At 68.1% G+C, this 20,192-nt stretch carries 22 protein-coding genes; 13 read left to right on the plus strand and 9 right to left on the minus strand.

Translation table 11 applies throughout. The annotated features are described in order from the left end of the window. Window positions 1-111 precede the first annotated feature (111 nt). The 5 genes from ELY12_RS07455 to ELY12_RS07475 all read left to right on the plus strand — a co-directional run bounded on the left by ELY12_RS07455 (window position 112) and on the right by ELY12_RS07475 (window position 6,260). Entirely contained in the window at window positions 112-2,256 is a 2,145-nt protein-coding gene (locus ELY12_RS07455) for a M13 family metallopeptidase (RefSeq protein ID WP_338142054.1), read from the plus strand. A gap of 193 nt (window positions 2,257-2,449) precedes the next feature. Continuing rightward, window positions 2,450-4,618 (plus strand): M13 family metallopeptidase, encoded by a 2,169-nt coding sequence (locus tag ELY12_RS07460; protein WP_126176074.1) that lies wholly within the window; start codon window positions 2,450-2,452, stop codon window positions 4,616-4,618. 77 nt (window positions 4,619-4,695) lie between these two features. Continuing rightward, on the plus strand, window positions 4,696-5,538 hold the full coding sequence (locus tag ELY12_RS07465; RefSeq protein WP_126176075.1) for an undecaprenyl-diphosphate phosphatase: 843 nt from the start codon (window positions 4,696-4,698) through the stop codon (window positions 5,536-5,538). Window positions 5,539-5,623: 85 nt separating this feature from the next. Further along, window positions 5,624-5,896, plus strand: a complete 273-nt coding sequence (locus ELY12_RS07470) for a GlsB/YeaQ/YmgE family stress response membrane protein (RefSeq protein WP_126176076.1) — start codon at window positions 5,624-5,626, stop codon at window positions 5,894-5,896. Between the two features lie 76 nt (window positions 5,897-5,972). Beyond that, complete coding sequence (locus tag ELY12_RS07475) at window positions 5,973-6,260, plus strand: hypothetical protein (protein ID WP_126176077.1); 288 nt, start codon at window positions 5,973-5,975, stop codon at window positions 6,258-6,260. Between the two features lie 71 nt (window positions 6,261-6,331). Here ELY12_RS07475 and phhA read toward each other — a convergent pair whose 3' ends face one another. The 7 genes from phhA to ELY12_RS07510 all read right to left on the minus strand — a co-directional run bounded on the left by phhA (window position 6,332) and on the right by ELY12_RS07510 (window position 12,564). Further along, complete coding sequence (gene phhA / locus ELY12_RS07480) at window positions 6,332-7,270, minus strand: phenylalanine 4-monooxygenase (RefSeq protein ID WP_241229768.1); 939 nt, start codon at window positions 7,268-7,270, stop codon at window positions 6,332-6,334. Between the two features lie 48 nt (window positions 7,271-7,318). Beyond that, window positions 7,319-8,152 (minus strand): HTD2 family dehydratase, encoded by an 834-nt coding sequence (locus tag ELY12_RS07485; RefSeq protein ID WP_126176078.1) that lies wholly within the window; start codon window positions 8,150-8,152, stop codon window positions 7,319-7,321. Between the two features lie 109 nt (window positions 8,153-8,261). Further along, complete coding sequence (locus ELY12_RS07490; RefSeq protein WP_126176079.1) at window positions 8,262-9,476, minus strand: acetyl-CoA C-acetyltransferase; 1,215 nt, start codon at window positions 9,474-9,476, stop codon at window positions 8,262-8,264. 69 nt (window positions 9,477-9,545) lie between these two features. Next, entirely contained in the window at window positions 9,546-10,790 is a 1,245-nt protein-coding gene (locus ELY12_RS07495; protein ID WP_126176080.1) for a CoA transferase, read from the minus strand. Then, the gene (locus tag ELY12_RS07500) at window positions 10,791-11,951 is read right to left on the minus strand and encodes an acyl-CoA dehydrogenase family protein (protein WP_126176130.1); all 1,161 of its coding nucleotides are present in this window, start codon (window positions 11,949-11,951) and stop codon (window positions 10,791-10,793) included. A gap of 5 nt (window positions 11,952-11,956) precedes the next feature. After that, window positions 11,957-12,163 carry a hypothetical protein gene (locus ELY12_RS07505; protein WP_126176081.1) on the minus strand — a complete coding sequence of 69 codons (207 nt, stop codon included), beginning with the start codon at window positions 12,161-12,163 and terminating at the stop codon, window positions 11,957-11,959. A gap of 89 nt (window positions 12,164-12,252) precedes the next feature. Further along, window positions 12,253-12,564: a hypothetical protein gene (locus tag ELY12_RS07510; protein ID WP_126176082.1), complete on the minus strand. Its 312-nt coding sequence runs from the start codon at window positions 12,562-12,564 to the stop codon at window positions 12,253-12,255. 124 nt (window positions 12,565-12,688) lie between these two features. On the opposite strand from ELY12_RS07510, the gene recQ reads away from it, so the two are divergent. The 8 genes from recQ to asd are packed head-to-tail and all read left to right on the plus strand — an operon-like array spanning window position 12,689 to window position 18,656. Continuing rightward, entirely contained in the window at window positions 12,689-14,485 is a 1,797-nt protein-coding gene (gene recQ / locus ELY12_RS07515; RefSeq protein ID WP_126176083.1) for a DNA helicase RecQ, read from the plus strand. A gap of 22 nt (window positions 14,486-14,507) precedes the next feature. Further along, entirely contained in the window at window positions 14,508-15,011 is a 504-nt protein-coding gene (locus tag ELY12_RS07520; protein ID WP_126176084.1) for a hypothetical protein, read from the plus strand. 56 nt (window positions 15,012-15,067) lie between these two features. Next, on the plus strand, window positions 15,068-15,982 hold the full coding sequence (locus ELY12_RS07525; RefSeq protein ID WP_126176085.1) for an SPFH domain-containing protein: 915 nt from the start codon (window positions 15,068-15,070) through the stop codon (window positions 15,980-15,982). Window positions 15,983-15,988: 6 nt separating this feature from the next. Then, window positions 15,989-16,192: a type II toxin-antitoxin system antitoxin gene (locus ELY12_RS07530; RefSeq protein ID WP_126176086.1), complete on the plus strand. Its 204-nt coding sequence runs from the start codon at window positions 15,989-15,991 to the stop codon at window positions 16,190-16,192. Between the two features lie 2 nt (window positions 16,193-16,194). Next, the gene (locus ELY12_RS07535) at window positions 16,195-16,461 is read left to right on the plus strand and encodes a hypothetical protein (RefSeq protein WP_126176087.1); all 267 of its coding nucleotides are present in this window, start codon (window positions 16,195-16,197) and stop codon (window positions 16,459-16,461) included. Window positions 16,462-16,513: 52 nt separating this feature from the next. Further along, complete coding sequence (locus ELY12_RS07540) at window positions 16,514-17,497, plus strand: right-handed parallel beta-helix repeat-containing protein (RefSeq protein ID WP_126176088.1); 984 nt, start codon at window positions 16,514-16,516, stop codon at window positions 17,495-17,497. Between the two features lie 56 nt (window positions 17,498-17,553). After that, a complete protein-coding gene (locus ELY12_RS07545) occupies window positions 17,554-17,817 on the plus strand; it encodes a DksA/TraR family C4-type zinc finger protein (RefSeq protein WP_126176089.1) in 264 nt (87 codons plus the stop codon). Then, window positions 17,817-18,656: an archaetidylserine decarboxylase gene (gene asd, locus ELY12_RS07550; protein ID WP_126176090.1), complete on the plus strand. Its 840-nt coding sequence runs from the start codon at window positions 17,817-17,819 to the stop codon at window positions 18,654-18,656. The genes ELY12_RS07545 and asd overlap by 1 nt, the downstream gene beginning before the upstream one ends. Here asd and ELY12_RS07555 read toward each other — a convergent pair. Both ELY12_RS07555 and ribA read right to left on the minus strand, forming a co-directional pair. Beyond that, window positions 18,653-19,150, minus strand: coding sequence for a GNAT family N-acetyltransferase (locus ELY12_RS07555; protein ID WP_126176091.1), 498 nt, complete (start codon window positions 19,148-19,150; stop codon window positions 18,653-18,655). The two genes, asd and ELY12_RS07555, sit on opposite strands and share 4 nt — an antisense overlap. Further along, window positions 19,147-20,073, minus strand: coding sequence for a GTP cyclohydrolase II (gene ribA / locus ELY12_RS07560; RefSeq protein ID WP_241229769.1), 927 nt, complete (start codon window positions 20,071-20,073; stop codon window positions 19,147-19,149). Before ribA ends, ELY12_RS07555 begins: the two co-directional genes overlap by 4 nt. Window positions 20,074-20,192: the final 119 nt, after the last annotated feature.

Here is a 20,192-nt window from a genome sequence, read left to right on the forward strand (position 1 = left end):
CGACCAAATGCATACCGTACTCGCTCAACGGCGTTGCGCGCGCGCGGGCCGCGGGGGATGAGGTCCAGTCATAGCAATCACAATCGATTGCCATTGGTTGGGGACTCACACATGAACCGCATGTTCGCCACGCTGGCCGCGGCCGCGTCGTTTTCCGCTATCGCCATCGCCGCGCCGGCCGCCGCCGAGGATGCGCCGGCTGCCGGTGCGCCGGCGGTCCAGCAGGAGTACCGCCTGCCCGAGTACGGCGGGTGGGGGTTCAATCCGGCCGAGCTCGACCAGAGCGTCAAGCCAGGCGACGACTTCTTCAAGTACGTCAACGGCAAGTGGGACGCGGCTGAAGTAATCCCGCCGCAGTATCCTTACAGCGGCGTGGCCCTTGGCCTGCGCCTCGGCGCGGAGCGCGACATCAAGGCGATCGTCGACGAGATGGCCGCCGGCACCTATCCCGCCGGCTCGCTCGAACAGCGGGTGAGCGACCTCTACAAGGCCTATCTCGACGTCGACGCGATCAACGCCGCGGGCCTCGCCCCTGCCAAGCCGTTCCTCGACAAGATCGCCGCGGTGAAGACCCGCGCCGACCTCGCGCACGCCTTTGCCGCCACCGGCATTCCGGCGCCGCTCGGCATGTACGTGTCGATCGACACCGCCAGCCCGAAGGACAACGCGCTCTACACCGGCATCGGCGGGCTCGGCCTGCCCGACCGCGACTACTACCTGGTCGATAGCGAGGCGAACCTGGCGATCCGCGCGAAGTACAAGGATTACCTCGCGTTCATGCTCGGCAAGGCCGGGTACGCCGACCCGAAGGCGACCGCCGAGCGGGTCTATGGTCTCGAGAAGCAGTTCGCCGAACTCGGCTGGGATCGCGCGCTGTCGCGCAATCCGGAGCTCACCACCAACCGCGTCACCGTCGACGAGTTGAAGGCGATGTCTGGCGGGTTCCCGGTCGAGCTGGTGCTGCAAGACCGCAAGGTCGCCGATGTCGCCGGCCTCTACGTAGCGCAGCTGCCGCCGACGCAGGACGAGATCGCCAAGCTCGGCCTGACGCCGGAGCAGCTCGCCAAGCTCGGCGGCGGGATGCCCGCGATGCTGTCGCTGCTCAACACCGCGCCGATCGAGGACATCAAGGCGTGGATGGCCGCCCGCTTCCTGTCGGGTGCGAGCCAGGTCCTGCCGAGCGACATCGATGACGCCAACTTCGAATTCTACGGCAAGACCCTGCAGGGCAAGACCCAGCAGCGCGAACGCTGGCAGCGCGCGCTCGACTTCGTGCAGGGTGCAATGGGCGAAGGCCTCGGTAAGATCTACGTCGAGCGCCACTTCCCCGCCTCGAGCAAGGCGGCGATGGAGGAGCTGGTCGGAAACTTGCGCTTGGCGCTGGGGTCGAACCTCAAGGACCTCGCTTGGATGACGCCGACCACGCGTCTCGCCGCGCAGAAGAAGCTCGACGCGTTCGGGGTGAAGATCGGTTACCCCGATAAGTTCGAGACCTATGACGGTCTCACCGTCGTTCCCGGCCAGGCGCTCGCAAGCGCGATGGCGGTCAGCGAATGGGGCTGGAACGACCAGCTCAAGGACCTGCGCGAAGGGGTCGACAAGACCCAGTGGCTGATGACCCCGCAAACGGTGAACGCCTACTACATGCCGCCGGCGAACGAGATCGTGTTCCCCGCCGCTTACCTGCAGCCGCCGTACTTCAACCCCAAGGCCGACGCCGCGGTGAACTACGGCGCGGTGGGCGCGACGATCGGCCACGAGATCGGCCACGGGTTCGACGATTCGGGTGCCAAGTTCGGCCCCACCGGCGCGCTGGAGAACTGGTGGACGGATACCGACCGCAAGACCTTCGAGGCGCTCGGCAACAAGCTCGCCGCGCAGTACGATGCGCAGTGCCCGTACGATGACGGTAAAACTTGCCACAACGGCCGCCTGACCCTGGGCGAGAACATCGGCGACCTCGGCGGCATCTCGATGGCGTACCAGGCGTACAAGCTGTCGCTGAAGGGCAAGCCTGCGCCGATGATCGACGGGCTGACCGGCGACCAGCGCTTCTTCCTGTCCTATGCGCAGGCGTGGCGCTGGAAGTACCGCGAGGCGTTCGCCAAGCAGTTGCTCAAGACCGACAGCCACAGCCTGGCCGAAGCGCGGGTCAACGCGGTCGTGCGCAACTTCGACCCCTGGTACGCGGCGTTCAACGTCAAGCCGGGCGACAAGCTCTACCTCGCACCCGAAGACCGCGTGCACATCTGGTAAGCTGCTGAAACCTGAGCCGGAGGGCGCCCGTCGCGGCGTCCTCCGGCTTGCCGTTCAGCGCCCGGTCAAATCCGCTGTGCTGACACGTGAACAAGCGTTGCCGAATGGGACTTACCTATCGTAAGGTAGGCCTCCAACGCCGTTAACTGCGAGCGCGCGCATCCAAGCCCGCCGCGAACAACCGGGACTCGCCATGAGCTTCAAATCGATTGCCGCGCTGGGCATCAGCGCCCTTGCCCTGACCGTTGCCACCCCCGCGCTCGCCGAGGATGCGCCTGCCGCTCCCGCCGCCGCGCCGGCTCCCGCCGCCGCGCCGGCCCCGACGCCGTTGCCAACGATGAGCTTCGGCTCGTGGGGCTTCGATCCCGCCGACATCGACACCTCGATCGATCCTGGTGACGACTTCTTCGCTTACGCAAACGCCAAGTGGCTCAAGGCCAACCCGCTGCCGCCCGAATTCAGCCGCTTCGGCGCGTTCAACCTGCTGCGCGAGAAATCGACCAGCGACGTGAAGTCGCTGATCGACGAGTTGGTGGCGAAGGACCCGGCCGCGCTCTCGGCGGACGAGAAGCGGATCGTCGATGCCTACAACGCGTTCCTCGACCGGAAAGCGATCGACGCCCCGGGGCTCGCTCCCGCCAAGCCCTACCTCGACCAGATCCGCAGCGCCGACACGCTCGCCAAGATGGCTACCCTTTGGGGCAGCGTCGGCTATCCCTCGCCGATCGGCGGCGGGGTGAGCGTCGATGCCAAGGAGCCCACCCGTTACTCGGTCTCGGTCGGCTCGGGCGGATTGGGCCTGCCCGACCGCGACTATTACCTCGATGATTCCGACGCTGGTAAGGCGATCCAGGCCAAGTACCGCGATTACCTCGCGTTCCTGCTCGGCAAGGCCGGGTACGCCGATCCCGCGGGGATGGCGGCCAAGGTCTATGCGTTCGAGGATAGCGCCGCGCGCAAGGTTTCGTGGGACCGCGCCACTCGCCGGAACCGCGACCTCACCTACAATGCGCTGACCCCGGCCGAGCTCCGCGCGCTCGAGCCCGCGTTCCCGACCGCAGCGTTCCTCGCCGCTGCGGGCTTCGACAAGACCGACCGCTACATCGTCGGCGACCTGCCGCCGACGCCCGAGCGGGCAAAGGAATTGGGCCTCGACGAAGCCACCCTCGCCAAGATCGGCGGCGGCACCCCGGCGATGATGAAGCTGCTCGAGGCCACTCCGATCGACGTGTTGCAGGCGTGGATGATCAAGGGTTTCCTGTCGGGCAACGCCGCCGTCCTGCCGAGTGACATCGATGCGGCGCAGTTCGAATTCTACGGCAAGACGCTGGGTGGCACGCCCGAGCAGCGTCCGCGGTGGAAGCGCGCGATCGACGAGAGCGAAGGCCTGATGGGCGAGCTGGTTGGCGCGGCCTATGTCCAGCGCTATTTCCCGCCCGCCAACAAGGCGGCGATGGTCGAGCTGGTCAAGAACCTGCGCAAGTCGCTCGGCGTCAGCATCCAGGAGAACACCTGGATGGGCGCGGAGACCAAGAAGGAAGCGCTCGCCAAGCTCGACGCGTTCGATCCCAAGATCGGCTACCGCGACAACCTCGAGACCTATCCGGGCCTCGCGATTACCCCCGGCCAGCCGCTCGCCAACCGTATCGCAGCGGCCAAGTGGGAAACCGCCGACGAGCTCAAGAAGCTGGGCGGCCCGATCGACCGCACCGAGTGGGGCATGCTGCCCGAGACGGTGAACGCCTACTACAACTCGACCAAGAACGAGATCGTGTTCCCTGCCGGCATCCTGCAGCAGCCGTTCTTCGGCCTGACCGCGGACATGGCGGTGAACTATGGCGGGATCGGCGCTGTCATCGGGCACGAGATGGGCCACGGGTTCGACGACCAGGGTTCCAAGTCCGACGGCACCGGCATGCTGCGCAACTGGTGGACCGACGCCGACCGCGCCGCGTTCGACAAGCTGACCAGCGCATTGGTGGAACAATACAACAAGTTCTGCCCGCTGGGCGAAGGCAAGCCGTGCGTAAATGGCCGGCTGACGCTGGGCGAGAACATCGGCGACCTCGGCGGGCTGTCGGTCGCCTATCGCGCCTATCACATGGCGCTTGGCGGCAAGCCGGCGCCGGTGATCGACGGGCTGACCGGCGACCAGCGGTTCTTCCTCGCCTGGGCGCAGGTGTGGCGCGCGCAGCAGCGCGACGAGACCGCGCTCCAGCGCCTGCGGACCGATCCGCACAGCCCGGAACAGTACCGGACCAACGGCATCGTCCGCAATTTCGATGAGTGGTACAAGGCGTTCAACGTGACGCCCGACGATGCGCTCTACCTCCCGCCGGAACAGCGCATCCGCATCTGGTAAGCGAAGGCCAGTCGAAACCAACCGAGGGCGGCGCAAGCAATTGACTTGCGCCGCCCTTGCTTCATGACGCCACGCCCATGGGCCTGATCCTCACCGCCATCCTCCTCGGCATCGTCGAGGGCCTCACCGAATTCATCCCCGTCTCCTCGACCGGACACCTGATCCTGGCGTCGGAGCTGTTCGGCTACGATGCCGGCCAGTGGGCGATGTTCAACGTCGTCATCCAGCTGGGTGCGATACTGGCGGTGGTGTACCAGTATTTCGGCAACTTCTGGTCCGCCGGAATGGGCTTCATTCGCCGCGAGCCGGCCGGCCTGCTGTTTGTCCGCAATCTCCTCCTGGCGTTCTTGCCGAGCGCGGTGCTGGGTCTCGCGCTCAAGGACTACATCGACGTGATGCTCGAAAGCCCCGAAGTGGTGTGCTGGGCACTCATCGCGGGCGGCATCGCCATTCTCATTATCGAACGCCGGCACCCTCCCGCCGAGATCGAGCTGGCCGAGGGCCCGCGTGAAGGGGACGACGGCGTGGCCGACCTCTCCTTCAAGACGGCGCTCGGGGTTGGGCTAGCCCAATGCCTGTCGATGGTTCCCGGGGTCAGCCGGTCGGGCGCGACGATCATGGGCGCGCTGGCGATGGGCGTCCCCCGCAAGACCGCGGCCGAGTTCTCGTTCTTCCTCGCCATTCCGACGATGCTGGGCGCGACCGCACTCAGTCTTTTCCAGCATGGCGACGAGTTGGCGACGGGCGCGAGCGTCGTCGGCTGGACCGAGATCGCGGTCGGCTTCGCCGTGTCGTTCGTGGTTGCGCTGATCGTGATCCGCGCGTTCGTCGCCTACGTCTCGCGCCGCGGCTTTGCGCCGTTCGCCTGGTATCGGATCGTCCTCGGAGCCGTCGCGCTCGTGTGGCTTGCGTTGCGCTGAAACCACACCCGGGATTCTTCGCGCGCCAACGGAACCCCTGCCATTTTCGGAGATTGGTGCCTCCGAAGGTGGATTCGAATTTAACATGGGTTTCCTGGTTCTGATCGCGGTGGGCGGCATCCTGGGATGGCTGGCCTCGATACTCACTCGCAGCGACGACGGGCGCGGGATCGCGCTCAACGTCGGACTGGGGATCATTGGCGCGCTCGTCGCGGGCGCGCTCGCGAGTTCGGATTCGCTGCTGATCGGACTGTCCGCGACGGCGTTGCTGCTGGCGCTGCTCGGCGCGAGCGTGGTGCTCGGCGCACTCTATTTCGCGCGCCGCGCGAATGCCAACCGTGACGGCGCACGGTCCTGACACGCCGTAATTTTTTCTTACCGTGGGTGCCTGTGCTTGTTATGCAGGCGTCCCATCCAAAAAGGGGAAGACTGAAATGAAGAAACTCATTGCTCTGTCGTCGGCGCTCGCCCTCGGCCTGACCGTCGCCGCTTGCGACGGCCCGAAGGAAAATGCCGCCGAAGACGCCGGTGAGCAGGCTGCCGAAGCCACCAACGCCTCGGCCGAAGCTGCCGCCGACGCCGGCCAGATCACCGACGAGCAGGCCGACGCCATGACCGACAAGGCCGAAGACAAGGCCGACGCCATGGAAGAAGCCGGCGAAGCCGCTGACAAGAACGGCACTGCCGGCCCGGCCGCGACCACCGCTCCGGCCGCTCAGTAAGCCAAGCCGAATTCAGGAAGCCGGCTCGGGAGCGATCCCGGGCCGGTTTTCTTTTTGCCCAAGCGAAAGGTTTAGACCGGCCGCGCCCCGCTGCCGCGCCCGCCGCGCAGCAGGTATTCCTGCGTCCCCACGTTTACCACGTTGTCGAGATCGATCACCGCGCTGTTGGCGTAGGTGAAGCCTGGGTGCAGGCTGCGATACAAGCGGTCGAAATCGCGCTCAACCGTCTGGCGGTAGAGATCCTCGAAGCTCTCGATCACGAAGTAGGTCGGCTGCAGGTCGCTGATCACGTAGTCGGTGCGCATCACCCGGTCGACGTTGAGCATGATCCGATTGGGGCTCTTGGCTTCGGTCGCGTACACCACCTCGGTCGGGCCCGAGAGGATGCCGGCGCCGTAGGCCCTGATCTGCCCCGCCTCCTCGATCAGCCCGAACTCGACCGTGTACCAGTACAGCGCGCCCAGCGCCTTCAGCCGGTTGTAGCGCCTCGCCTTCCACCCGGCGCGGCCGTACTCCTGCATGTAGTCGGCATAGACGGGGTCGGTCAGCATCGGCACATGGCCGAACACGTCGTGGAAGACGTCAGGCTCCTGGATGTAGTCGAACGTCTCGCGGGTGCGGATGAAGTTGCCGGCCGGGAAACGCCGGTTGGCGAGATGCCAGAAGAACACGTGATCGGGGATCAGCATCGGCACCGGCACTACCGACCAGCCGGTCAGGTGGCCGAGGTCTTCGCTGAGCTTGCCGAATTCGGGCACCCCGCCGCGGTTGAGGTTGAGCTTCTGCAGGCCCGCCATGAACGCGCCCGCGGCCCGTCCGGGGAGCACGTCCATCTGCCGGGCAAACAGGTCGTTCCAGATCGCATCGTCATCGCTGGAGTATTCGGCTTGGCGTGGCTCGAGCCAGTCATCGCCGACGTGCGCGGGCTTCTGCAGCGGCGCGGTGAACACGTCCGCCGGCATCTCCGGCAGGGCGGTAAAGTCGGCGTCGGGGGTTGCTAGAGTGGCCATGGTTTCAACTGAAACGTCTAGCAGGCGTGCCGGGGTCCGGCAAACTGCCTAGCGTGTAGCTTCAGCCTGCACGACCTGACGCCCGTCATCCGCGAACGCGCCGAGCGCGAGGGCGTCTCCCTTGGCGCGCGAGACGAGGTGAAGCGACTCGCCAACGATCGCGGGGCTGACCGCGCGGAATGCGAACCGCTTCATCGGACCGCCCAGTTGCAACAGCAGGCTCGCCATCAGCGGGCCGTGGACGACGAGGCCGCGATAGCGCTCGAAATCGCGCGCATAGGGCAGGTCGTAGTGGATGCGATGGGTGTTGAAGGTGAGCGCGGAGAAGCGGAACAGCAGCGGCTCTTGCGGCGTCAAGGCGCGGTGGCTCTGCCATTCGCCGGAATTGAACCGGCCATCGCCGAGCGGCGCGGGCTGCAAGGGCGCGTCGGACGCGGCCGCCTCGCGATACACCAGCGTCTGCGTCTCGCGCACGGTCAGCGCGCTGTCGGCGAAGGTTTCGTGCAGCACCTCGACGAACACCATCTCGCCGCTCTTGCCCGATTTCGGCGTGATCGAGGCTACGCGCGAGACCCGCTCTATCTCCGCGCCGATTGCGATCGGGGCGTGGAACTCGATCTCGCTCGCCGCCCACATTCGGCGCGGGAGTGGAACGGGCGGGAGGAGGCTCGTCGCGCTGTCGTCGCGTTTGGGGTGACCGTCCTCGCCCAGCGCGACGGTCGGTGCATCTGGGGTGCAGAGGCAGAAGTGGATGCCCTGCGGCATCGCGCCTTCGCCCTGTGCTGGCAGATCGAAGGTCGCCAGCCACCGCGCCGCGAGCGCGGGGTCGAGCCGGTCGCGGCGCCGTTCCTCGCGCCCGACCCAGGCTGACCAATCAGTCACCTTCCCCCTTCCTTGTCACCCCCGCGAAAGCGGGGGCCCATCATCTGCCGTAGGAGATGGGTCCCCGCTTTCGCGGGGATGACGGGAGAAGGGATCGCACGCGGCTTCGTCAAGCCGCGCGCTCGAACACTGCGGCGATGCCCTGACCGCCGCCGATGCACATTGTCTCGAGGCCGTAGCGACTCCCGCGCCGTTGCATCTCGTAGGCCATGTCGGCGAGGATGCGCCCGCCGGTCGCGCCGATCGGGTGGCCGAGGCTGATGCCCGAACCGTTGACGTTCAGGATCTCGCGGCGGCTGTCGTCGGCCGACCAGCCCCAGCCCTTGAGCACCGCGAGCACCTGCGGCGCGAACGCTTCGTTGAGTTCGACCAGGTCGATGTCGTCCCAGCGCATGCCGGTGCGCTTGAACAGCCGCTCGACCGCCGGGACTGGACCGATGCCCATCCGGCTCGGGTCGCAGCCTGCCGCGGCATAGCCGTTGAACCACAGCATCGGTTCGAGCCCGAGCTCTTCCAGCTTATCCTCCGCTACCACCAGGCACGCGGCGGCGGCATCGTTCTGCTGGCTGGCGTTGCCCGCGGTGACCACGCCGCCCTCCAGCGCGCGCAGCTTGCCGAGGCTATCCATGCTGGCATCGGCGCGGTAGCCCTCGTCGCGCTCGAACATCACCGGGTCGCCCTTACGCTGCGGCACCGGAACCGGGACGAGCTGCGCGTCGAACTTGCCCTGGTCCCACGCCCTCGCGGCGTTCTGGTGCGAGCGGACTGCATAGGCGTCGGCCTCCTCGCGGGTCACACCGTAGTCCTTGGCGAGGTTCTCGGCGGTTTCGATCATGCCGGTGATCACGCCGAAGCGCTCGACCGGCTGGCTCATCAGTCGCCCGCGGGTGAGCCGGTCCCACAGCTCGACGTTGCCGGCCTTTACCCCGCCACGCAGGGCCGTGGTGTAGTGTTCGACGTTGGACATGCTCTCGCACCCGCCCGCGACCACCACGTCGGCGTGCCCCGCCTCGATCATCATCGCTGCGTTGACCACCGCCTGCAGGCCCGAGCCGCAGCGGCGGTCGAGCTGGTAGCCGGGCACTTCGAGCGGCAACCCGGCGGCGAGCCAGGCCCAGTGCCCGATCGCAGGCGCCTCGGCATTGCCGTAGCCCTGGCTGAACACGACGTCGTCGACTCGCTCCGGATCGATTCCGCTGCGCTCGATCAGCGCCTTCAGGATGACCGCGCCCAGCTCGCCCGCGCCGAGAGGCGCCAGCGTGCCGAGGAACTTGCCCACCGGCGTGCGCAGGGGGCTGACGATGGCGGCGCGGCGTTTGCTCATTCACATTTCTCCATCAACATCCGCCCATGCTGAGCCTGTCGAAGCATCATCGCGTGGCCTTCGACAAGCTCAGGCTGAGCGGAGGTTGGTAAACTGATCGGACCCGGCGACGACTCCGCGATCAATAAGCGCGTGGATCGATCCCGACGACAAACCGAGTCTTTCCGACAGCACCTCCTCGCTATGCTGACCGAGATAAGGCGCCGGCTCCGGCTGCCCGGCGGCCTTCCCACCAAGGTGCGCGAAACTGCGCGCGGCCGGATATTCGAATCCGCTCGGATTGGCGGGCGAGGGGCCGAACAGCGGGTTGTCCGCCACCAGCACCGGGTCGTTCGCCGCTTCGAACATCGTGCGGTAGCGCTCGAACGTCGCGCCGGCCTTGGTCAGCCGTTCGGCGAGATCCGTATAGTCGAGCTTCTCTGCCGCGCCCTGCACGATCGCGAACAGCGCCTCGCGGTGGACGAAGCGGTTGTGGTCGGAGCGCGCAAACTCGACGCCGGTCTCGGCTTCCAGCGCGGCGATCGGCTCGGCGATATTCAGCGCGCCGACCATCGCGTTCCACTGGTTGGGAGTGAGCACCGCGACCATGAAGCGCTTGCCGTCGCGGCTCTCGAAATCGCGCCCGAGCGCGCCCCAGATCGCATTGCCGAGCCGCGGGCGGTCGCCGCCACGATAAAGCATCTCCGCCATCGCGCCTGAATTGGCGACCGTGCCGATCGCCACGTCGCCCAGCGGCACGCGCACTTCGCTGCCCTCGCCGGTCGCGGTGCGGTGATGGATCGCCGCCATCAGCGCGAACGCGCAGTACGCGCCGGTGATGAAATCCCACGCGGGCAGCACCTGGTTGACCGGCGGGGCGCTGTCCTGGTCCCATTCGGCGGGCCCGGTCATCAGCGGGTAGCCGCTCGCGGCGTTGACGGTGAAGTCCATCGCCTGGCGCCCGTCGTGCCAGCCCATGATGCGGACCGAGATCATGTCCGGCCGCCCGTCGCTCACCGCCGCGTGGCTGAGGAAGGACTTCTCGGGCAGGTTGGTGATGAGCTGGCCCGTCTTGCGCGCCAGTTCGACGCACAGCTCGCGCCCCTCGGCTGAGCGGAGGTCGAGCGCGACCGATTTCTTCGCGCGGTTGAGGTTCTCCCACGCGAGGCTGCGGCCCTCGGCGGTCTGCATGTAGCGGTCGTAATCGAGCCCGCCGCCGATCTGATCGACGCGGATCACCTCCGCTCCCATCTGCGCGCAGTACAGCCCCGCGGTGGGTGAGGCGACGAAGCTGGAGACTTCGACGATGCTGAGGTCTTTGAGAAGCTGGTACATCTACGCCTGCGCCGCGAAATCGCGCAGCATATGCTTGGCGATCTGCAGCTGGAGGATCTGCGTGGTGCCTTCGTAGATCCGATAGATGCGCGCATCGCGGAAGAACCGCTCGGCGTCGTACTCGGCGAGGTAGCCCGCGCCGCCGTAGATCTGCACCACCCGGTCGACCACCCGGCCGCACATCTCGCTGGCAAACACCTTGAACGCCGCGGCCTTCCTCAGGATGTTCTCGCCGCGATCGGCGCGCAGCGTTACGTCGGTCATCATGCACTCGGCGGCGTAGATCTCGGTCTCGCTCTCGGCGAGCATCTGCTGGATCAGCTGGAAGTTGGCAATCGGCTCGCCGAATGCCTTGCGCTCGGTGGCATAGCGCAGTGCGCTGTCGAGCGCGCGGCGGGCGTAGCCTGTGGCCGCCGCGCCGACCGAGATGCGCCCGTTGTCGAGGCTCTTCATCGCGAACACGAAGCCCTTGCCGGTCTCCCCGCCGAGCAGCGCCTCGCCCGGCACGTGCACGTCCTCTAGGATCACGTCGGCGATGTGGCTGCCCGACTGGCCCATCTTGTGGTCCGGGCTGCCGACGGTGACGCCGGGCGTGTCCATCGGGACGATGAAGGCGGAGACGTGCGCATTCTTGGGCAGCGCTTCCTTCTCGGTGCGCGCCATGATCAGCCCGACCGCGGCATGCGGCGCGTTGGTGATGTAGCGCTTCGTACCGTTGAGGATCCATCCGTTGCCATCCGGATCGGGCCGCGCGGTGGTCGCCATCGCCGCGCTGTCGGAGCCGGAGCCGGGCTCGGTCAGGCCGAAGCAGGCGATCTCGCCCGCCGCGACGCGTGGCCACCACTCGGCCTTCTGGGCCTCGGTCCCGCCGTTCTTGATCGCCGAGTTGAACATGCCGACGTTGATCGAGAAGATCGAACGATAGGCCGGCGCGGCATAGGCCATCGTCTTGACCACCCGCGCGTACTGCGAAGTCGACAGGCCCGCGCCGCCATACTCCTCGGGCACGGTCAGCCCGAACAGGCCCATGTCGCGCATCTCCTGCACGATCTCGTCGGGGATGCGGTCGGCCTCGATCACCTCGCGCTCGGCGGGGATCAGCCGCTCGCGCACGTAGCGTTCGAGCTGGTCGATGAACTGTTCGAACAGCTCGGGGTCCATACCGCTCATTGGGGTTCTCCCGTCGCACTCGTGCTAGGTGAGGGGCTCGCGTTCGGCAGCGCCTCGGGCGGCAGGCGCCGCTGGTCGAGCATCTCCGCCGCCTCGTCGAGCGCTTTGGCCTCGCCGACCGTCACGCCGCCAGGTCCCGGATCGCTGTCCGATGGCCCGCAGGCGGCGAGGAGGGCGAGCGGGAGCAGGGCGAGGATGCGCATGGCGCTTGCATACCTTGCTCACGAAAAAGAAAAAGCGGGCGAATCGCCGCAGCGACCGCCCGCCTTTCGTTGCGCCGGGAGCGCGGAGCTTACTGCGGGGTGGCTTCCGCGGTCGGCTCAGCGGCCGCAGCAGCGGCGGCTTGGGCGCGGGCTGCGACGTCGGCGGCGTTCTCGCCGGCTTCCTGCGCGGTCGCGGTGGCAGCTTCGCTCGCGGCGGCGCTGGCGTCGGCGGTGGCGTTGGCGCTCGGGTCGGCGGCCGGCTCGGCGGTCACGCCGGCCATCGCGTCATCGGCGGGCATCTCGACCGTATCGGCCTGCGCCTCGGTCGAGGCGTCGTCGGCCCCGCCGCAGGCGGCGAGCGCGCAGGTCAGCGGGGCGAGAACGAGAGCGAGCTTCTTCATCAGGTATTCTCCATCGGAGGTAGGGGCTGCCCCGTATCCTACCGGCGCCACAATCGCGCCGCAATCGCCGCTGTCCACAAGCGGCGCATTTTCTCCTGCGCGAGCGTGTGCCAAGGCCGCAGCGATGGCGACGGTCGCAAGCGAAGCTCCCACTCTCGATGCCGCGCGCGGGCGGCTTCGCGAGCTGTTCGGGTTCGACGACTTCCGCGGCGTGCAGCCGCAAGTGATCGAGCGCGTGCTGGCGGGGCAATCGACGCTGGCGGTGATGCCGACCGGCGCGGGCAAGTCGCTCACCTACCAGCTCCCCGCGACGATGCTGCCGGGCACCTGCGTGGTGGTGAGCCCGCTGATCGCACTGATGCACGACCAGCTGCGCAGCGCGCGCGCCAACGGGATCGCCGCCGCCACGCTGACCAGCGCCGATGCCGACTGGCGCGAGACATTGGACGCCTTCCGCGCCGGCCAACTGGATCTGCTCTACGTCGCGCCCGAGCGGGCCAGCCAGCCCAGCTTCCGCGAGCTGCTGTCCGCCGCGCGGGTGTCCATGTTCGCGATCGACGAGGCGCACTGCGTTTCCGAGTGGGGCCACGACTTCCGCCCCGACTACCGCCTGCTGCGCCCGCTGATGGACGCTTTTCCCGGCGTCGCGCGCCTCGCGCTGACCGCCACCGCCGATGCGCACACCCGGGCCGACATCCTCGTCCAGCTCGGCATACCGGAGGACGGCCTGATCGTCGCCGGGTTCGACCGGTCCAACATCCGCTACGCGATCCGCCACCGCGACAATCCCGTGCGCCAGGTCGCCGACCTGATGCGCGCCGAGCCGGGGCCGGGGATCGTCTATGCGCCAACCCGCGCCAAGGTGGAGAAACTGGCCGAGCAGCTCGCCGCCGCCAGCGGGCGCGAGGTGCGGCCCTATCACGCGGGGCTCGAGCCCGAGACCCGCGCCGCCAACCAGGCCGCGTTCGTCGCGAGCGAGGACATGGTGATCGTCGCCACGATCGCGTTCGGCATGGGGATCGACAAGCCCGACGTCCGCTTCGTCGCCCACGCGGGCATCCCCAAGTCGATCGAGGCCTTCTACCAGGAAACCGGCCGCGCGGGGCGCGATGGCGACGCCGCGCAGACGCTGATGCTGTGGGGCGCGGGCGATTTCGCGCAGGCGCGCCAGCGACTCACCGAAGTGCCCGAGGACCGCCGCGCCTCCGAACGCGCGCGGCTCGATGCATTGGCGGGGCTGGTCGAGACCGCCGGCTGCCGCCGCGCGGTGCTGCTGCGGCACTTCGGCGAGGACCCGCCGGCCTCGTGCGGCAATTGCGACAATTGCCTCGAAGCGCCGGGCGTCACCGACGTGACGGAGATCGCGCAGAAGCTGCTTTCCGCCGCTTATCGCACCGGGCAAAGCTTCGGCTTCGGGCACCTGCAGAAAGTCCTCACCGGGGTTCCCGACGACCGCATCGCCCAGCGCGGCCACGACCACCTGAGCGTGTTCGGCATCGTCGGCACGGAGGACGCGCGGCTGCTTCAGCCGGTAGCCCGCGCGTTGCAGGCGCGTGGCAGCCTGGTCGCGACCGAGCACGGCGGGCTGCAACTGGGCGGCGACGCCAAGGCGATTCTCAAGGGCGAGCAGAGCGTCGAGATCGTCGTCCCGCCGCCCTCGGCACGCTCGCGGCGGCGCCGCGGCGGCGAGGCCAACCCGATCGGCGATCCGCTGTTCGAGGCGTTGCGCGAGGTCCGCCGCGAACTCGCGCGCACCGCCGGCCTGCCGCCGTACGTGATCTTCCACGACGCCACCTTGCGCGAGATGGCCGCGATGAAGCCGCAGACGCTGTCGGAGCTGGCCGAGATCGGCGGAGTCGGCGCGCGCAAGCTGGAAGCCTACGGCCAGGACTTCGTCAACGCGATCCGGGCGCACGAATAGAAAGAGGAACACAATGCGAATGATGGCGATCCCGTTGGCCTGTGCGCTGCTTGGCGCCTGCCAGACCGTGCCTGCCGAGCCGGCCGCACCGCCCGCCGCGCTGGCATTCGAGGTCAAGTCGTGGGGCGCGCTGATCCATAGCTGGTCGGTCGCCGCTGATGGCGCCGCGACAACCGTCACGAGGCAGAGCAAGAGCGGATCGCCCTGGCCGCCCTACACGCTGGAGCATCGCCGCTTCACGCTCGCGGCCGTCGATCTTGCGAGGCTGCAGGCGCTCGCCGCCGCCCTGCCGAACCCCGAACCGACCGACGACAAGTGCCAGCAGCGCATGACCGACGCCGCGTACGGCAGCCTGTCGATCGCGCGCGGCGCGGAGGCGCGCGCGCTCAAGTTCTACGAGGGCTGCTTCGACGCCTACTACGCGCCGTACATCACCCAGATGAAGGCGATCGACGCGCTGGTGATGGACGCCGCCGCGAAAGCTCCGATCGAGCGGCGCGAGGAGGTCGCCGCCGATTCCAATTGACCGCCGCTCCGGTTGATATAAAGATGATATCACTTTTTAACTGGGAGTGATTCGTCATGTCGACCGATCCAGTCGGAATGGTCCGCAGCCAGGAGCGGCCCGCCCGGGCGTTCAACGGCTATTTCATGTTGCTCGTGCTGGTTGCGGCGCTGGCGTTCGGCGGGTGGCTGTTCGCCGCCGACGTGCCGCCCGATGGTTCGGAGAATGCCGCGTATTTCGCGTTCGTTGCCAAGCTGGTGACCACCGGGCTCGTCATCCTGATCGTCTCGATCGGGTTCTACATGATCCAGCCCAACCAGGCGGCGGCGCTGACGCTGTTCGGCGCCTACTCGGGGACCGACCGGACCGAAGGGCTGCGCTGGGTCTGGCCGTGGATCGGCAAGACCAAGGTCTCGGTCCGCGCCAACAACCTCATTTCGGAACGCATCAAGGTCAACGACCTGCGCGGCAACCCGATCGAGATGGCGGCGCAGGTCGTCTGGCGCGTGGTGGATACCGCACAGGCGCTCTACGACGTCGACGACTACAAGGCCTTCGTCACGGTGCAGATCGAAGCCGCGGTTCGGACCATCGGCGCGCGCTATCCCTACGACGACTTCGCGCATGCCGAGGTGACCCTGCGCGGCCATCACGACCAGGTCGGTGCCGAGCTGCGGACCGAGCTGATCGCGCGGCTGCAACAGGCCGGCATCACGGTCGACGAGTGCGGCTTCACCCACCTCGCCTACGCGCAGGAGATCGCCGGCGCGATGCTCCGCCGCCAGCAGGCGGAAGCGGTGGTCGCCGCGCGCAAGACGCTGGTCGAAGGCGCGGTCGGCATGGTCGAGATGGCATTGGAGCAGCTCTCGGCCAAGAACGTGGTCGAGCTCGACGACGAGCGCCGCGCGGCGATGGTTTCCAACCTGATGGTCGTGCTGTGCGGCGAGCGCGACACCCAGCCGGTCGTCAACACCGGTACGCTCTACCAGTAACGCGCGATGGCCGACGCGCAGCAGAAGAAGGCCTTCGCCTTGCGCCTCGACCCGGCGGTCCACGCCGCGGTCGAGCGCCTGGCGGCAGGCGAGCTGCGCAGCGCCAACGCGCAGATCGAGGTGCTGCTGCGCGAGGCATTGGAGGCGCGCGGTTGCCATGTCGGCAAGACCAAGCCCGCCAGGCGCGGGCGGCCGCCGAAAGGAGACTGATCATGCTGCACAAATTCTTCGAAGACGGCGATTGGTTTGCGGCCAAGCGCTACGGCTACGGCGCCGGCCTCCCGATCGCCTGGCAGGGCTGGGCACTGCTCGCGGCCTACATAGGCGCGGTGCTCGTGCTTTGCCTGCTGGCCGAGCGAGGCTGGCCGCAGAATGTGGGGGCGTTTGCGGGGATCGCCGTGTTGACCATGGCCTTCGTGGTCATCGTCCACCGGCACACGCGCGGCGGGTGGCGCTGGCGGTGGGGCGCGGACGATTGAGCGAGCGGCTGTCTTAGCCGCCTGTTAACCAATTTCCCTTAGCGCGGGCGTCATGGAAAGCCTCGCCCGCAGCACGCCCGCTCGCCCCTCGGTCCTGGCCGTCTGCGCGATCGCCGCGCTGGCCGTAGCCGCTATCCCTGTCGCTGCGGTGCTGGCGCAGCCTACCGCGCAGCCATTTACCGTGGTCGAGACGGGGCGCGGCTATGGCAGCCTGCAGGATGCGGTGAACGCCATCGGCAACGGCCAAGGCTCGATCTCGATTGCGCCCGGCACCTACCGCCAGTGCGCGGTGCAGGAGGGCGGCACCGTCACCTACCTCGCCGCCGAGCCGGGCAAGGCCGTGTTCGATCGCACGACCTGCGAAGGCAAGGCCGCGCTGGTGCTGCGCGGCAAGGCGGCGCGCATCTCGGGCCTCACCTTCCGCGGGATGGCGGTGCCCGATCACAACGGCGCCGGCATCCGGCTGGAGCAGGGCGACCTCACCGTCGCGCAGTCGTGGTTCACCGACAGCCAGCAGGGTATCCTCACCGGCAGCGATCCTTCGGGCACGATCGTCATCGACAAGAGCACCTTTTCCGGCCTCGGCAACTGCGAGGACGAGGCGGGCTGCGCGCATTCGGTCTATGTCGGCGACTACGGCCTGCTGCGGGTGACCCGCAGCCGCTTCGAGCGCGGCACCGGCGGGCATTACCTCAAGTCGCGCGCGCGGGCGGTGCAGGTCGCGGCCAACAGCTTCGACGATTCGGCCGGGCGCGGGACCAATTACATGATCGACCTGCCCGAAGGATCGGCCGGGCAGATCACCAACAACTGGTTCGTCCAGGGGCGCGACAAGGAGAATTACTCCGCCTTCATCACCGTCGCCGCCGAGGATCACACCCATTCGGCCGACGGCCTGACCATCGCCGGCAACGACGCCCGCTTCGCGCCCGATGTGCGCCGTTCCAGCGCGTTCGTCGCCGATTGGTCGGGTGACAAGCTGGCGGTCGGGCCGAACATGCTCGGCACCGGCCTCAAGCCGTTCGAGAAGCGCTGAACCACTCAAGGGAACGCGTGCTTGCTCTCGCCGGTTGATCCGGCAAGGAGCTTCTCATGGCAGGCGGTTGGACCCGCGACGGCGCGGTGCAGGATCAGATCGACGACACAGTGAAGGACGCGGTCGCCGCCGCGCGTGCGCGCACGCCCACCGGGCCGAGCGCGGAGTTCTGCGACGACTGCGGCGAGCCGATCCCGGTGCGCCGGCGCGAGGCGCTGCCTGGCGTGCGCACCTGCGTTGCATGCCAGGCCGAGCGCGATACCGAGGTGCGCCACTCGGCGATCAACCGGCGCGGGAGCAAGGACAGCCAGCTCCGCTGATGTCCGCCGCGTTCATCCGTCTCCAGCACCTGACCCCGCAGCACGCCCTCTCGCGGCTGGTCGGGCGCTTCGCCGACAGCACTGTTCCGTGGGTCAAGAACACCCTGATCAAGCGCTTCATTGACGCCTATGATGTCGACATGCGCGAGGCCGCCGAGCCGGCCAGCGTCTATCCCACCTTCAACGCGTTCTTCACCCGCGCCCTGAAACCCGGCGCGCGGCCGCTGGGCGACGCGGCGCAGTGCGTGCTCGGCCCGGCGGATGGCGCGGTCAGCCAGTTGGGCGCGATCGAGGGCGGCCGCATCGTCCAGGCCAAGGGGCGCGACTACTCGGTCGCCGAGTTGCTCGGCGGGGACAGCGCCAACGCCGCGCGGTTCGATGGAGGGCGGTTCGTCACCATTTACCTCTCGCCCAAGGACTACCACCGCGTGCACATGCCCGCGGACGGCACCCTGCGCAGCACCCGCTACGTTCCGGGCGACCTGTTCTCGGTCAATGCGGTCACCGCCGACGGGGTCGACCGCCTGTTCGCCCGCAACGAACGCCTTGCTGCTGTCTTCGACACCCCGCTCGGCGCGATGGCGAGCGTGATGGTCGGCGCGATGATCGTCGCCGGGATCGAGACGGTGTGGAGCGGCCGGCTCCAGCCGCACGGCAAAGCGGTCGAGCAGCGGACCTTTGCCGACGGACCCAAACTCGCGGCGGGCGACGAGATGGGACGGTTCTACCTCGGCTCGACCGTCGTGCTGCTGTTCGAACCCGGCAAGGTCGAGTGGCTGCCTGACCTTGTCCCCGGCAGCACGGTACGGATGGGCCAGCCGATCGGCCGCCGGCTCTAGCCGAACGCCTTGGCGTACCTGACCACGCCAGCGGGCGGTTCTCCCGCGATAACCAACCGCTGAAAATACTCCGGTGGTGGTCCGGGATACGCCAACGCCGGATCATGCTCGAAACCGAAGCGGCGGTAGTAGGCCGGATCGCCCAGCAGCACCACGCCGCGCGCGCCGCGGCTGGCGAGCTCGCGCAGGCCATGTTTAACCATTTGTGCGCCGACCTGGCGGCGCTGTTTTTCGGGCAGGACACCGACTGGGCCGAGGCCGTACCAATCGGCCGCACCGTCCGAGATGGTCACAAGCGAAAAAGCGATATGGCCGATGATCCGCCCATCTTCCTCGGCCACCAGCGACAGCGCGAGATCGCCATCGGCGCGCAGCCGATCGACGATCGCGGGCTCGCTTCCATCGCTGTGCGGCTGGCCCGCGAACGCTTCGCGGGTGACCGAGCGGATCGCATCCTCGTCACCGACACGCTCGGGGCGGATCGTGAGGTTCACCGCAGCAGATGCCCCGCCCGGTCGCGCTTGGTGGCGAGGTAGCGGGCATTGTGGGGGTTGTCGGGGAGTTGGTGCGGCACCCGCTCGACCACCAGGACGCCCGCTGCCTCGAGCGCGGCGACCTTGGCCGGATTGTTGGTCATCAACCGAATTTCCCGCGCGCCAAGCAGCCCCAGCATCCGCGCCGCCACCGGGAAGTCGCGCGCTTCGTCGGGCAGACCCAGCCGCTGGTTGGCGTCGACCGTGTCGAACCCCTGGTCCTGCAATCGATAGGCGCGCAGCTTATTGATCAGGCCGATCCCGCGCCCCTCCTGCCGCAGGTACAGGACAACTCCCCAGCCGCCCGCCTTCGCCTCGGCAGCGGCTGCGTGGAGCGCGGCATCGAGCTGCGGACCGCAATCGCACTTGAGGCTGCCAAGCACGTCGCCGGTCAGGCATTCGGAATGCAGCCGCACGAGCGGTGGCCGGTCGCTGCGCGCCTCCCCGAACACCAGAGCGACATGCTCGCGCAAATCGTCGGCGCTGCGAAAGGCAACGATCTCGCATTCCTCGCTGGTATTGACCGGTAGCCGGGCGCGCGCGGCGATCACCAGCCGTGCCGGGTCGGTCAAGGCTGCCAAGTCGGAGGCGTCGAATGGTTGCGCTTCCCCCGCGGCGTGGGGATCGACCAGGAAGGCCGGCAGGATGCCCGCGATCCGCGCTAGCTCCAGCGCCGCCGCCGCCCCTTCCGACCAGTCGAGCGGTTCGGCCTTGAACGGCCCCTTCAACGGGGTCGCAAGATCGAGTGCAGGGTCCGCCAGCGCGCGCGAAGCGGACAGGTCGAACAGCTCCGCGCCGCGCACTAGCACTGGTGCATGCGGCTCGGCCGCCTCGCGTTGGTTGACCAGTTTGAGCGTCTCCGCCCGCGCTGCCGAAATCAGCATCTGCCGGGAGAGGGCGCCTGCCGCAACGGCGGTCTCGGCCGGCAGCAGGACCGGACCACCTTCGAGCGCGATCGGCCACCCGTGGCGCAGCGCATCGACCGCCTGCGCCGCGCGGCGGG

Source organism: Tsuneonella rigui (genome assembly GCF_003958625.1).
GTDB classification, from domain to species: domain Bacteria; phylum Pseudomonadota; class Alphaproteobacteria; order Sphingomonadales; family Sphingomonadaceae; genus Tsuneonella; species Tsuneonella rigui.

What these genes read in the sequence shown, in the direction of transcription:
- ELY12_RS07540 (WP_126176088.1), top strand. Translation starts at nt 16,514, where the DNA reads ATGGAAAGCCTCGCCCGCAGCACGCCCGCTCGCCCCTCGGTCCTGGCC.
- ELY12_RS07460 (WP_126176074.1), top strand. Translation starts at nt 2,450, where the DNA reads ATGAGCTTCAAATCGATTGCCGCGCTGGGCATCAGCGCCCTTGCCCTG.
- ELY12_RS07545 (WP_126176089.1), top strand. Translation starts at nt 17,554, where the DNA reads ATGGCAGGCGGTTGGACCCGCGACGGCGCGGTGCAGGATCAGATCGAC.
- ELY12_RS07525 (WP_126176085.1), top strand. Translation starts at nt 15,068, where the DNA reads ATGTCGACCGATCCAGTCGGAATGGTCCGCAGCCAGGAGCGGCCCGCC.
- ELY12_RS07535 (WP_126176087.1), top strand. Translation starts at nt 16,195, where the DNA reads ATGCTGCACAAATTCTTCGAAGACGGCGATTGGTTTGCGGCCAAGCGC.
- ELY12_RS07490 (WP_126176079.1), bottom strand. Translation starts at nt 9,476, where the DNA reads ATGAGCAAACGCCGCGCCGCCATCGTCAGCCCCCTGCGCACGCCGGTG.
- ELY12_RS07470 (WP_126176076.1), top strand. Translation starts at nt 5,624, where the DNA reads ATGGGTTTCCTGGTTCTGATCGCGGTGGGCGGCATCCTGGGATGGCTG.
- ELY12_RS07530 (WP_126176086.1), top strand. Translation starts at nt 15,989, where the DNA reads ATGGCCGACGCGCAGCAGAAGAAGGCCTTCGCCTTGCGCCTCGACCCG.
- ELY12_RS07465 (WP_126176075.1), top strand. Translation starts at nt 4,696, where the DNA reads ATGGGCCTGATCCTCACCGCCATCCTCCTCGGCATCGTCGAGGGCCTC.
- recQ (WP_126176083.1), top strand. Translation starts at nt 12,689, where the DNA reads ATGGCGACGGTCGCAAGCGAAGCTCCCACTCTCGATGCCGCGCGCGGG.
- ELY12_RS07495 (WP_126176080.1), bottom strand. Translation starts at nt 10,790, where the DNA reads ATGTACCAGCTTCTCAAAGACCTCAGCATCGTCGAAGTCTCCAGCTTC.
- ELY12_RS07475 (WP_126176077.1), top strand. Translation starts at nt 5,973, where the DNA reads ATGAAGAAACTCATTGCTCTGTCGTCGGCGCTCGCCCTCGGCCTGACC.
- ELY12_RS07510 (WP_126176082.1), bottom strand. Translation starts at nt 12,564, where the DNA reads ATGAAGAAGCTCGCTCTCGTTCTCGCCCCGCTGACCTGCGCGCTCGCC.
- asd (WP_126176090.1), top strand. Translation starts at nt 17,817, where the DNA reads ATGTCCGCCGCGTTCATCCGTCTCCAGCACCTGACCCCGCAGCACGCC.
- ELY12_RS07455 (WP_338142054.1), top strand. Translation starts at nt 112, where the DNA reads ATGAACCGCATGTTCGCCACGCTGGCCGCGGCCGCGTCGTTTTCCGCT.
- ELY12_RS07505 (WP_126176081.1), bottom strand. Translation starts at nt 12,163, where the DNA reads ATGCGCATCCTCGCCCTGCTCCCGCTCGCCCTCCTCGCCGCCTGCGGG.
- phhA (WP_241229768.1), bottom strand. Translation starts at nt 7,270, where the DNA reads ATGGCCACTCTAGCAACCCCCGACGCCGACTTTACCGCCCTGCCGGAG.
- ELY12_RS07520 (WP_126176084.1), top strand. Translation starts at nt 14,508, where the DNA reads ATGGCGATCCCGTTGGCCTGTGCGCTGCTTGGCGCCTGCCAGACCGTG.
- ELY12_RS07500 (WP_126176130.1), bottom strand. Translation starts at nt 11,951, where the DNA reads ATGGACCCCGAGCTGTTCGAACAGTTCATCGACCAGCTCGAACGCTAC.
- ribA (WP_241229769.1), bottom strand. Translation starts at nt 20,073, where the DNA reads ATGCTGATTTCGGCAGCGCGGGCGGAGACGCTCAAACTGGTCAACCAA.